The organism is Gemmatimonadota bacterium (assembly GCA_026706845.1).
Taxonomy (GTDB): domain Bacteria; phylum Latescibacterota; class UBA2968; order UBA2968; family UBA2968; genus VXRD01.
Genome location: JAPOXY010000064.1, coordinates 1 through 12,298, shown reverse-complemented (window position 1 = coordinate 12,298; position 12,298 = coordinate 1). Strand labels below are relative to the sequence as shown.

The following is a 12,298-nucleotide window of genomic DNA, read 5'->3' as shown; positions in this document are numbered from 1 at the left end:
GTTAGCTTTTTTGCAATACTCGCCACCGGTCGTACAATGGGCGCATTTCTTTTGGCAAAAATTCACGCACATTGTCCGCGAGCATCCACTTCAGACGCGGGTCCACTTCGGAGGGTTTACTATCTTTAGCGTACATACTCCAGCTTCCGGACAGGGTCAATCGCTCCACATCCTTTTTCATTACTCCGCGGTGAATTAAATTGCCAGTCCAAAACACGGTTTGCCCTGCTTTGAGAGGCACAGCATATTGGCCCGGAATATCGTCGTGGCGTTCTTCTAACAAGCACCTGCGCTCGTGGGCGGTGCGATACCTTTTGTGACTGCCGGGCACAATTTGCAGACAATAGTCATCCACCAGGGCGAGATGCCACCTCAAACCCCTTTGGGGACGATTCAAAATTTCCATTTCTACCCGATACGATCCGTCGCGTTCCTTACTTCCAAAATCCCGGTGCCAGCCAAAACCGTAATCCGCTTGATATGGATTTGTGAAGATGAGGGAGCCTCCCAATTGCAACTGCGTGCCCAAAAAAGCGCGCGTGTATTTCATTATGGGTTCTGACATTAGATACTCGGCAAATATCGGCTCGTTCATCTCGGGGGCAAATAACCCGCGTATTGCCCAGGGTTCTCCGTCTTCTGAGCGGTGTGTGTACAAATCCACTTCGTCTGAACGCACCTTTTGTTTAGCGCGAATCGCAGCCTCTAACAAGGGTTTTAGCATATCGGGATCGACGGCGTCATTGACAATAAAAAACCCCTGTTTTCTGTACTGCCGTTTCTCGGTGTCGCAAAACATGATCGCCTCCTTTCATGTGTGGCGCAATATAGGTGTGTTGCGTCGCAAATACAAAAAAAAAGCGCAGGGGTATTGCGCCAGACAAAGTAGAAAACAGTGGCAGGACAGTGTCATTGTGATATTTTAAGAGAGAATACAAAGTATTTTGAGGGCAAGCGATTGAAATGGAGGGAGATATGATTGGTCCGCGGTTGAGCGATGCAACATTTTTTAAGGCACTCGATTTGTCGCGTGCGGATATGGGGGCTGTAAAAAGGGCGGTAGAGATGCGAGATTGGACGGGTGCGCGGCGTGCGTTTGCAGAACACGTTCGCACGCGGGAATATCCGCGATGGTTTTCTGATTGGCGAAATCGGTCAGAGCCACAGGACCGGGATGCAGAGGTCGAACTGGTGCGCGTGGGAGATCGCGCGATCAGAGATGTTGATCTCGAAAAGGCTGACCGCATTGCGGCAAATACGCTGATGAGTTGCGATGTGGAAGAGGCGTTTGGAGATGTGATCAATTGGGAATTGGATCCGATCAATTACAGGGAATGGACGTGGCAGTTGTCGCGCCACCCGTTTTGGGTCACGCTGGGGCAGGCGTATTGGAAAACGGGTGATGAAAAATATGCCAGGGCATTCGGGAGACAGATGCGGCACTGGATTGAACATGTGCTGATGCCAGTGGGTGAGGATGGCAATACCTGGAAAGACGATGCAGAGATGGGTACGAATCGCACGAATTGCTGGCGCACGATTGAATGTGGGATTCGGATGGGACAGACGTGGCCTGCGGCGTTTTACTATTTTCTTTCGTCTGAAACATTTGGAGATGACGATGTGTGTTTGATGGTGAAGAGTATGGTCGAACACGCACGACATCTCACGTTATGGCCGCGCGGTGGCAACTGGCAGACGATGCAGGCCAATGGGCAATATCACGTTGGAGCATTGTTTCCCGAGTTTAAAGAAGCTGCAAGCTGGCGCGGGATTGCAATGCAGTCTTTGTATGAAGAATTGGATGAGCAGGTTTATCCCGATGGCGCGCAGATTGAGTTGTCGAGTGGATATCATCAGGTGAGTTTGCGAAATTTTGTGATGGCGCTCGCGATTGCGCGGTTGAATGATTTGTCTCTGCCGGAGGATTATATCGCAAAATTGGAGCGGATGTATCACTACGATCTGTATTTGGCTATGCCCAATTTGCGATTGCCCGCGCTCAATGACGGCGGCCAGACGGATATCGCGCCCTATATGCAGGGTGGGTTCAAATTTTTTCCAGAACGGACGGATTTTCAATGGGCGGGTTTTGGGCGCGCTGAAGGAACAAAGCCGCAAACCCTGTCGTGCATTTTTCCATACGCGGGGCATTTTGTTATGCGTTCGGGATGGGAACCGGATGATCTCTATCTCTTTTTTGACGGTGGTCCGTTTGGCTATGGGCATCAGCACGAAGATAAGCTGAATATCATGCTGTACGCACACGGTCGTGTGCATGTGGTGGATCCGGGGAATTATCCATACGATTCGTCGCAGTGGCGCACTTATGTGCTATCAACCCGCGCGCACAATACGGTGATGGTGGATGGGATGGAGCAGAATCAGCGCGGGAAGTCAAGAGAGGATTACGTGGTGTCCGAGCCGCTTCCGCATACGTGGATTTCAAATGAGAAATGCGATTATGCGTCGGCGAGTTACGATTTGGGATATGGGTCTGAGAGGGATCAGACGGTTACACATACGCGGTCGATTTTGTTTGTGAAATCCGAGTTCTGGATAGTGACGGATATTCTCAGGCCCTCGGATGAGGCGTCTCACATGTATGAAGCGATGTTTCATCTGGATGCGGATGATGCCGAGGTGCTGGCGAATGGGCGCGGTGTTATAACGAGAAACAGTGGGGGAGAGAGCAATCTGGGCATTTATGCCATTTCGACAAAGCCGATAGATGTGCGGATTGTAAGCGGACAGGAAGAGCCGGCCGTGCAGGGGTGGATTCCCCGAGGGGGACCCTATCAATGCGAACCTATTCCAACGGCAATTTTCAAAGTAGTGGGCGATGGTCCCACGTTGATGTCATACGTTTTATATCCCGTAAAAGCGGGTGAAGGATCTCCTGTAGCACATGTGGAATATATTCCCGCGGTGGGGGACAATGGGCGAGTTGCGATTGCCGGGCGGATTGCGTTGCGCGATGGCAGGGAGATTTATTTTGTGCAATCAGAAGTCGGCGAGGGGTGGATACGCGTTTCTGATGGGGAGACCGATGCCGAAGTTGGCGCGATGGAATTGGTCGATGGATGGGTAAATAAAATAGCTCTCGCAAATGGACAAATAGTGCGGGTATATGGACAGGAGATTCGGGAGGGGCAGATGGTGTAAGTTTATAGCTGTTTGATGTCGATGCCGCCGTTGAGGGTTTGGAGTTTGATATTCGGGCCATTTCCGCCATTGAGGTTGCCACGGAGGGACTTGCTAATGCGCCCGCCAACGCGCCCTTTGACTTCAATTGGAAATTCTGTATCAATATGGCCTATCGTACTTTTGGCCTGAATGTGACCTTGAAAGTCTGGGGGAAGGGATAGTTGCAACCGCCCGTTTACAGTTTCTGCACGAATGTCGTCCTGTATTTGCTCGGCAATTGCGATTTCAATGCTGCCATTCACGGTTTCGGCATTTACGCCGCCGATAATCTCAGTGAGATTGACTTTGCCGTTCACGGTTTCGACATCAATTGCGCCTCGCGTGCCATTGATTTTGATACTGCCATTCACGGTTTCGCTTTTCACATTGCCCGTGGTCGAGGGGATAGAAATACTTCCGTTGACGGTCTCGAGATCCAGGCGTACGCTTTGGGGGACTGTGATCGTATAGTTTACGCTTATATTCCAGTCCTTAAACAGGTTCCACTTGTTGTCGGGGCGTTGGGTGCGAATCTCTATACCGCTATCTGTTTCTTCAATTTCGATGGTGGTGGTTTCGAGTAGTTCTTCGGCGCCTTCTTCATCGCTCGCTTTTGCTTTTTTTACGGCGCGGACAAGGACCTGATCGCTCGTCCAGGTTTTAAGCGTGATTCCGCCATTGCGGGCGTTTACAGAGAGCTTTTTGCCAGGGGCAAAATCAAGGGTGTATTCGACGATTTCTTCGCGTTTTTCCGCGGCACTGGCCGGGAGTGTGAATAATGCGGCAAGAAAACATATAAAAAGTTGGCGCGAGATCATGGCAAGTCTCCCTATAAGCTGTAGGTTGTTAAACGCAACAATGGGGTATGGGATTAGACTCGTTCTTGTATTAAGGGTTTCGGATTTTTGGAATTGAAGTGAAACAATTTTGGGGCAGAACCCACTATTTTTAAGAAAAAGGGTTACATCGAGTCTTTCGAGAGGGGATATGGCTCCAGACAAGATGCGGCGACTTATCGTAGTGGGCACCTGCGGGTCGGGCAAGACAACTTTAGCGGCTGAGATCGCCCGGCGACTGCATGTCACTCACATTGAACTGGATGCTCTGCATTGGGGACCAAACTGGACACCGGTTGATCTCGAAGTTTTTAGGACAAATACAGAAGAAGCGCTGAAGAGTGACAGTTGGGCAGTGGATGGAAATTATAGCAAGGTGCGCGATATTGTGTGGTCACGAGCCGATACAGTGGTGTGGTTGCGGTATTCGCTTTTTGTCATTTACCGGCAGCTTATGCGGCGTACCTTGAGACGGGTGTGGTGTAAAGAGGTGTTGTGGAGTGGTAACAGGGAAGAGTGGCACAATGTGTTTGCACGCGATTCCCTGTTTTTGTGGGCAATAACTTCCAATCGCAAACACCGCCGCCGTTATCCGTTATTATTCGAAGAGTACGATCATTTGAAGGTTGTGGTATTGAATTCGCCCAGAGAAATGCGCCAGTGGCTACAAGAGACTTTTCCCGAGAAATAGAGGTTGGCAGTCAGCGGTATATCATGACGCCAAAAGCATTGACGGTTGGCGTTCTGGTCGTTGTTGCAGTGAATCTGTTGGCGCCGTTTTCCGAGTGGATTGTGCGATCTACGCTGTTGACGACCAATTATTTTCCGCTGGGGTTGGCGGCGTTGTTCATTTTTGTGGTTGTGGTTTTAAACCCGGTTTTGAAGGCAGTGAAGCGCGAGAAGGGATTGACGGGTGATGAATTGGGTGTGGTCTATACGATGCTTTTGGCGGCGGTATCGGTGCCCACTTATGGGGTGACCGGTTATGTGATTTCCGTGTCGGCTTCGCCCTTTTATTTTGCGACAACTGAAAATGGTTGGGGCGAATTTATACACGACTATGTGCCCCTGTGGGCCGTGCCCGGAGGCGGACGCGCAGTGGCATGGTTTTTTGAGGGTTTGCCGCCTGGCGCGAAAATTCCGTGGGAAGTGTGGATCATGCCGCTGTTCTGGTGGGGATCGGTGATTATCGCAACACTGATGCTTTGCACTTGTCTCATTGCGGTGTTTCGCAAGCAGTGGGTAGATAAAGAGCGGTTGAATTTTCCTCTGGTTGATGTGCCGCTGGCGATGATGGATGGCGCCGAAGATGGTCGAATTTTGCCAAAATTTATGCGTAGCCGATTGTTCTGGGTCGGCTTTGCCGTTGCCGCTGGCAAAATTGCGTGGAATGTGCCGGGTTACTTTTTTGAGGCCTGGCCGAGTATTCCCGCTATTCGATTGAGCATTCCGGGCGGGCAGGTTTGGCCGGGTATTTCGTCAAATTTCTCGCTACCTCTGGTGGGGATTACGTATTTTGTCAATGTGGATGTGATTTTCAGTGTGTGGTTTTTCAATTTGTTTAATATGGCTGAGATCGCGCTGTTTAATCGCACGGGGTTTACCATTGGCACATCAGAGGTTTATTCGGTGAGTCCAGCGGCGTTGGGATGGCAGGGATTTGGGGCGTTTGTGGCGATTGTGCTGGGCAGTATTTGGGTTGCGCGCGAACATTTGCGCGGGGTGTGGCGAACCGCGTTGGGACAAGACAATGGCGTTTCAGATGGCGATGAGATCATGGGCTATCGCACAGCGCTGATAGGAATTGCGCTTGGGGTCGTGTACATTCTTTTTTGGTTGACGCGCATTGGTATCCACCCCGGCGTGGCTTTGTTGCTTCTCTTTGCGGTTATTACGCTTTATCTGGGTCTGACGCGCATTGTCATTGAAGGCGGACTGGTTTTTGTGCGGGGACCTCTCGTGCCGCAGGCTTATGCGATGCATCTCATTGGTCCGGCGGATTTGACGGGTTCAACGATGACGGGGCTGGGGCTGTCGTATGGATGGGCGTGCGACCCCATTGCCACATTTATGCCTTTTGGCGCAAATGCCGCGCGCGTACACAGCGAGCGTCGATTTCCGCGAGGTGTTTATCTCACTGCGGTTGGATTGGCACTGGGTATCAGTCTGATTGTGTCTTTTTATTTTTCGCTCAAACTGGCGTATGCTTCGGGTGCATACAATTTTGGCGAGTGGGTCTTTCGCCGCGGGGGGCAGGTGCCTTATGATACGGTTGTGGCTAAAATTAAGGCGGCAGAGACGCTCAAATTTGGTCATTTTGCGTTTTTGGGTATTGGTGCGCTTGTGACGGTTTTGTTGACGTATTTGCGACATCGGTTCGCATGGTGGCGCTTGCATCCTATCGGGTTTTCAATTGCTTCTGTGGGACAAGTACGATGGACCCTGTTGTCGCTATTTGCCGCCTGGGCGATTAAAACACTTTTGATCCGCTTTGGCGGTTTGATGCTTTACAATGGCGCAAAGCCCTTTTTTGTGGGTCTGGTCGTAGGGCACTTTTCCGGTGCTGGTATATCGTTTATTATCGATGCGTTGTGGTTTCGCGGACATGGACACAGTTTGTATTTTTGAATAGGAGATTTGTATGAATGTAATTTGCATTTGTCTGGATACGTTTCGCGCCGATATTGTCGGGCCAAATCAGAAGCTGAGTTTTGTCGATACGCCGAATATGGATGCGTTTGCCGCAGAGTCCGTGGTGTTTGAACGGGCTTTCGGGGAATGCCAGCCGACGCTGCAGACGCGGCGGGGTTTGTTTACGGGGCGGCGCACCTTTCCCTGGCGATACAATTTTGATCGGCGCGGGCACTGGCATCACGCGCCTGGTTGGCACAAAATTCCGCCGGAACAAGATACGCTCGCTGAAATTCTGGTGGCGAATGGGTATATGACCGGGTTGGTCGCCGATACGTATCACATGTTTAAGCCGACGATGAATTATACGCGCGGATTTGTGACGTATGATTTTATTCGCGGGCAGGAGAGCGACAACTGGCGGTTTGGCACGCGGGAATCGATTGAAGATTTGTTGCGCCCGCATGTGCGTGAACCAATCAACTGGGGTCGGCATGTTGGGTTGATGCAGTACATGTTCAATCAGAAGTTTCGGCAACGCGAAGAGGATTACAGTTGTGCGCGTGTGTTTCGGCGTGCGGCAGATTGGTTGAGCGAAAATGCAAACAATGCGCCGTTTTTTCTATGGATTGATTCTTTTGATCCGCACGAACCATGGGATCCGCCGCGGGAATATACGGATCGGTATATGCCCGATTGGGATGGGAAGGATTTTATTACACCCGGGGCTGGAAATGAAGGCGATGGGGTGAGCGATGCGGAGAGAGAACGGATCAAGGCGCTTTATTTTGGCGAGGTCACGCTGGTGGATCGCTGGGTGGGGCACTTGCTGGATCGGGTCGATGATCTGGGTTTGAAAGGCGATACGATTGTGATGTTGATGTCAGATCACGGCACACAGGTACTGGATCACGGGCAATTTGGCAAAGGGGCTGATCGCCTGCATCCGTACAACACGCGGTTGAACTGGATGGTACGACATCCCGATGTGTGCAAGCGCGTTTCGGGTTTTGTTCAGGCACACGATTTGTTGCCCACTGTGTTGGGCTTGCTGGATATTCCCTGCCAAGCGGTGGATGGCACAGATGTCTGGCCGCTGGTGACGGGAGAGATGGATGCTGTGCGGGATCACGTTGTGATTGGCTGGGCCAGTTTTTCAACCGGGCCAGCCACGGGCAGGGTATCGGTGCGCGATGATCAGTGGAATTATACGGTGAGTTTGAATGATGTGAACAATGAAGAACTCTTTGACCTTGCAGCCGATCCCGATGAGAATACCAATGTCGCCGCAGATCATCCCGATGTGGTGGTTTTACAAAGATCGCGCATCCAGGCGGTGATTCACCAACCCCTGCCCGCTACGTTTAACGAAGTGTGCGACAACGCGCCCTCACCGAGTGCCCTGTTTGTGCAGGGGAGAAGAAGAATGGGTTAAACCACCACGGGATCACTGTTCTTTGCGGCTTGCCAGGCGCGCCAGTCGTTGAGGAAGCGTTCCAGACCGATGTCGGTTAAGGGGTGTGCGAGTAATTTGCTCAATACATCGGGCGGGAGGGTCGCCACATCTGCGCCAGCGAGGGCGCATTCGACGACGTGTTTGGGCGAGCGCAAACTCGCGGCCAACACCTGGGTGTCAAATCCATAATTGTCGTAAATCTGGCGGACTGTGCTGATCAGCTCCATGCCGTCTTGTCCCAAATCATCCAGGCGGCCGATGAATGGGCTGATATAAGTTGCGCCTGCTTTGGCGGCCATCAGTGCCTGATTTGCGGAGAAGCAAAGGGTTACGTTTACGCGAATCCCTTCATCCGAACACGTTTTGATCGCTTTTAGACCATCTGGCGTAATCGGAATTTTCACCACTACCTGTTCGTGGATTGCAGCATTTCGGCGCGCTTCGGCGATCATGCCTTCGGTGTCGGTGCTGACTACCTCGGCACTTACCGGTCCATATACAATTCCGCAAATTGCGCGAATGATGTCTTCAAATTCTCCCTCTTCCTGCGACATAAGAGAGGGATTTGTCGTCACGCCATCCAGCACACCCATGGCCTGGGCTTCGCGGATTTCGTCTAAATTGGCTGTATCGATAAAGAACTTCATGTATGCCTCCTTTTTAAAATACGCGCTCGACCAAAAATGAACACATTTCTTTGAGTACTTCTCTCGATTCCGACGGGGGCAACTGAGCGAGGCGCGCGTCTGCAGATTCGGCGCGCGTCTGGCAAGCCCGTTGCGCTTTTTCAATTGCGCCATATCTTCCCATCAAGTCAATTACCCACTCGACGTCTTCTTGCGATGTTGCATCTCGATCTCGATCCAGGATTTCGCGCACTTTTTGATTTTCTTCTGGCGCACAGTGGTTGAGCAAATCAATGACCATCAAGGTGCGCTTGCCCTCGGCGATGTCCCCGCCGCGTTCTTTGCCATACCCTCCGGATGTGGTTGTAGGTGCCAATGTTGCATCGGTATCTTCAACGACGATGTTGAGCAAGTCATCGCGAATTTGAAATGCAACAGCTATGGCTTCGCCAAAATCGCCAATCGCCCGCTTCATGTCATTGCCAGCACCCGCAATAATCGCGCCCATAGTACAGGGACCGCGGCCGCTATACCATCCCGTTTTGCGCCGCAGCATGTCAACAAAATCGCGTACATCGGGAATGACTTCGGCATCAATCCAGCCGATATCCAATGCCTGTCCCTCAAATGTTGTTTGTGCGCCCTGGATCATTTCACGAAGCAAATCGAGCGTTGTTGTTTCTCCTAAAATTTCGCGATTTGCCTGCAATATTTCAAATACTTTTGAATAAAGCGCGTCGCCCACGTTAATGCTCAGTGGAATCCCGTGTATCAGATGCAAACACGGTTTTCCGCGCCGCATTAAAGAGGCATCCTCTATATCGTCGTGTACCAGGGCAAAGGACTGAAATAACTCAAAAGCAGCAGCCGTTCGCAACCCTACATTGGGATCGCCCCCAAATGCTTCAATGCCCAGTAGCACCAGTGCCGATCTGAACCGCTTGCCACCGCGCTGGGGATAATCGCGCATAGGTGCGTACAAAAAATCAACTGGATCTTTATCTTTGGGTAAGAACTGATACATTTCCTCGTCGATACGAGGCACCCAGGTTTCCAAATAGTTTTTTAATCGCGTTTCCATTTATCGCTTAAATTCCTTTACTTTTTTGCGAATTTTTGCCTCGACATTTGCCGATAGTGGCCGAACGGGAATTTTTTCATCGCTGTGAGTAGCAACATCACCTGCGATGGATATTTCAAGACGCGGATGTTTGGGTACATAAGGTTCTTTTTCCAGCATGGCATGTAACAAGACGAGGGCGGCTTCTTTGTCGGGAATCGTTCCCCGCGTATTGCCATCGTTGCCGGGAGGCAATGGCGCGCCCACACATGACGGACACCCCGCTTCACATTCGCATTCAGATACGACCATCCAGCAGGCTGTTATGACATCTTCGATCATCTCATAAGCTTTTTCCGAAAAACCAATGCCTCCCGGATGCCGGTCATATACAAATGCGGTTGGACGCCCCGTATTGGAGCTATCTACCGTTGTGCCAATATCCATGACATCGCACATTGCAAACAGGGGGAGTACTTCTCCCATTACATTAGCAATGCCTTTGAGTCCTTCAGATGGCACGCGGCGATGTCGGCGACACTGGTTCAGCCCTTCCTGGGGCGGTACGATCCAGCAGGCGGCTGTATCGAGCTTGCGCTCTGGCAAATCGAGATTTTCCCAGCCAATGCTGTCGCGGTCTTCGAATTTTACTTTTTTAAACATCGTTACCAGTGACGAGACTGAGACGTCGCCAAAATATACGTCACTGACGCGCCATGTGCCCGATATTTCGGTATCATTTACGACAATACTCGTCTCATCAACTGCCTGGGTATAATAATCCAGTGCTTTTTGACTTACCCGCGCAATTTTGCGCTCTGTGTCGAGTTGATCGACAAAGTACGTCTGCCCATTGTGTAAATATACAGCGTGTGTATGTATCTGAAAAAACGCGCTGATTTCATCAAGGGAACCGATTACCTGCGGGTCACTTTCTGTCTCGTCAATAATAGTATAAGTCAGATCGCTGATATTGCGTAGCCCAACCTCTGCTGCGGGATATCCCGATTGGCTGTAAAACCACTGTCCATTGAGTTGGCGCGCCATGCCTTCATCTGACAGGATCTCGAGCAGCGCACCTGTAAATTCTCCCATTACTTCGCCTTCTTCGCCCCGCACGGGCAATTCGCGCAAAGCACACCGCAGATGTCCCACGACGAGATGCGGATTGTTGGGATCAATGGTCGCGTGTTCGGGCGATTGTCCGAAAAAGTAAGCCGGGTCGCGCATCAAAAATTGATCGATGGGGGCGTTGTGCGCCACAAAGACCACCAGCGATTCTTCGGACTGCCGCCCAGCACGCCCAGCTTGCTGCCACATGCTGGAAATACTGCCCGGATATCCCACAATTAACGCGGCATCCAGGTCCCCAATATCAATGCCCAATTCCAGGGCGTTGGTACTCACCACGCCGAGCAACTCACCTTCAAATAACTGTCGCTCAATTTCTCGCCGTTCTGCAGGCAAATATCCGCCGCGATAAGCCCGAATTGCGCCTGCCAACCGCTGGCTTACCAGTGATAGATCTTCTTGCACATAGCGATAGATCACTTCTGCGGATGTGCGCGCTCTCACAAACGCAATGGTTTGCACTCTGTTGTGGATGAGTTTGCCGAGCAACCAGCGCGCCTCGGTATTTGAACTGCGCCGATCGCTCGTGGTGCCTTCCAGAAAAGGCGGATTCCAGAACGCAAAATGGCGTTTGCCTCTCGGGGAGCCATCCCGATCAATCAGGCACATCGGCTGTCCAGTCAATGCTTCGGCGTGTTCTTTGGGATTTGCTATGGTCGCCGAGCAGCACACGAATTGCGGGGGCGTGCCATAGTGCGCGCAAATTCGCATCAGGCGGCGCAATACATTGGCTACATGCGAGCCAAAGACGCCCCGGTAAGTGTGTATTTCGTCGAGTACCACATAGCGCAAATTCTGAAAAAAACGCGCCCAGCGCGGGTGGTTGGGCAATACGCCCTGATGCAACATATCGGGATTGCTCAGAATTACCCGTCCTTCTTCGCGCAGTGTTTTTCGCTGGTTGGACGGCGTATCCCCGTCGTAAGTGCCCAGGGAAAATTTCAATTGTTCGTTTAATTCGCCAAACCGCGCCAGTCCACGCGCCTGGTCCTGCGCCAGTGCTTTGGTCGGAAAGAGATAAAGCGCGGTCGCCTGCGGGTCGGATAGCAGGGCTTCCAGTGTGGGTATCTGATAACACAGAGTTTTTCCACTCGCCGTTGCCGTTACTATCACTACGTCTTCACCGCGCGTCAGAGCGGCCAGAGCATCGGCCTGATGCGTATAGAGCCTATCAATGTCCTGCTGTTTCAAGGCGCCGGAGATTGCGGGATGCAGCGCGCAGTCATCATCATCGAATTTAGCTTCTTGCGCGGGTATGGCTTCTATATGGGCTACCTGACCGGCATACCCATAGTCGCGGCGAACATGCGCGCTAAATGGATTAAAATTCATCATGCGGGAAGGGCTGCTGAATTCCAAAGGGTGAGAGAAC

At 51.5% G+C, this 12,298-nt stretch carries 9 protein-coding genes; 4 read left to right on the top strand and 5 right to left on the bottom strand.

All coding sequences use genetic code 11. From position 1 onward, the window contains the following. Position 1: 1 nt before the first annotated feature. Positions 2-799, bottom strand: coding sequence for a phytanoyl-CoA dioxygenase family protein (locus OXG87_06390; protein MCY3869168.1), 798 nt, complete (start codon positions 797-799; stop codon positions 2-4). Positions 800-975: 176 nt separating this feature from the next. Between OXG87_06390 and OXG87_06385 the strand changes: the two genes are divergently transcribed. Next, entirely contained in the window at positions 976-3,165 is a 2,190-nt protein-coding gene (locus tag OXG87_06385; GenBank protein MCY3869167.1) for an alginate lyase family protein, read from the top strand. Positions 3,166-3,167: 2 nt separating this feature from the next. Here the strand turns inward: OXG87_06385 and OXG87_06380 are convergent, their stop codons facing one another. After that, complete coding sequence (locus OXG87_06380; protein ID MCY3869166.1) at positions 3,168-4,004, bottom strand: DUF4097 family beta strand repeat-containing protein; 837 nt, start codon at positions 4,002-4,004, stop codon at positions 3,168-3,170. Between the two features lie 169 nt (positions 4,005-4,173). Between OXG87_06380 and OXG87_06375 the strand changes: the two genes are divergently transcribed. From OXG87_06375 to OXG87_06365, 3 genes are read left to right on the top strand one after another with little or no spacing between them, the layout of a single operon-like run. Further along, positions 4,174-4,713, top strand: a complete 540-nt coding sequence (locus OXG87_06375; GenBank protein ID MCY3869165.1) for an adenylate kinase — start codon at positions 4,174-4,176, stop codon at positions 4,711-4,713. Further along, positions 4,683-6,650: a hypothetical protein gene (locus OXG87_06370; GenBank protein MCY3869164.1), complete on the top strand. Its 1,968-nt coding sequence runs from the start codon at positions 4,683-4,685 to the stop codon at positions 6,648-6,650. The genes OXG87_06375 and OXG87_06370 overlap by 31 nt, the downstream gene beginning before the upstream one ends. A 13-nt stretch (positions 6,651-6,663) precedes the next feature. Beyond that, complete coding sequence (locus OXG87_06365) at positions 6,664-8,088, top strand: sulfatase (protein MCY3869163.1); 1,425 nt, start codon at positions 6,664-6,666, stop codon at positions 8,086-8,088. On the opposite strand, the gene fsa is transcribed toward OXG87_06365, so the two are convergent. The 3 genes from fsa to OXG87_06350 form a co-directional block, all read right to left on the bottom strand. Continuing rightward, positions 8,085-8,756 carry a fructose-6-phosphate aldolase gene (fsa, locus tag OXG87_06360; protein ID MCY3869162.1) on the bottom strand — a complete coding sequence of 224 codons (672 nt, stop codon included), beginning with the start codon at positions 8,754-8,756 and terminating at the stop codon, positions 8,085-8,087. The two genes, OXG87_06365 and fsa, sit on opposite strands and share 4 nt — an antisense overlap. Positions 8,757-8,769: 13 nt before the next feature. Next, positions 8,770-9,816, bottom strand: coding sequence for a polyprenyl synthetase family protein (locus OXG87_06355; protein ID MCY3869161.1), 1,047 nt, complete (start codon positions 9,814-9,816; stop codon positions 8,770-8,772). Then, on the bottom strand, positions 9,817-12,298 hold a 2,482-nt coding region (locus tag OXG87_06350; GenBank protein MCY3869160.1), incomplete at its 5' end, for a DEAD/DEAH box helicase. It abuts the gene before it with no gap.

Excerpts from the sequence above, each read along its gene's own strand:
- OXG87_06375 (MCY3869165.1), top strand. The coding sequence starts at position 4,174 with ATGGCTCCAGACAAGATGCGGCGACTTATCGTAGTGGGCACCTGCGGG.
- OXG87_06390 (MCY3869168.1), bottom strand. The coding sequence starts at position 799 with ATGTTTTGCGACACCGAGAAACGGCAGTACAGAAAACAGGGGTTTTTT.
- OXG87_06385 (MCY3869167.1), top strand. The coding sequence starts at position 976 with ATGATTGGTCCGCGGTTGAGCGATGCAACATTTTTTAAGGCACTCGAT.
- OXG87_06380 (MCY3869166.1), bottom strand. The coding sequence starts at position 4,004 with ATGATCTCGCGCCAACTTTTTATATGTTTTCTTGCCGCATTATTCACA.
- OXG87_06365 (MCY3869163.1), top strand. The coding sequence starts at position 6,664 with ATGAATGTAATTTGCATTTGTCTGGATACGTTTCGCGCCGATATTGTC.
- OXG87_06355 (MCY3869161.1), bottom strand. The coding sequence starts at position 9,816 with ATGGAAACGCGATTAAAAAACTATTTGGAAACCTGGGTGCCTCGTATC.
- fsa (MCY3869162.1), bottom strand. The coding sequence starts at position 8,756 with ATGAAGTTCTTTATCGATACAGCCAATTTAGACGAAATCCGCGAAGCC.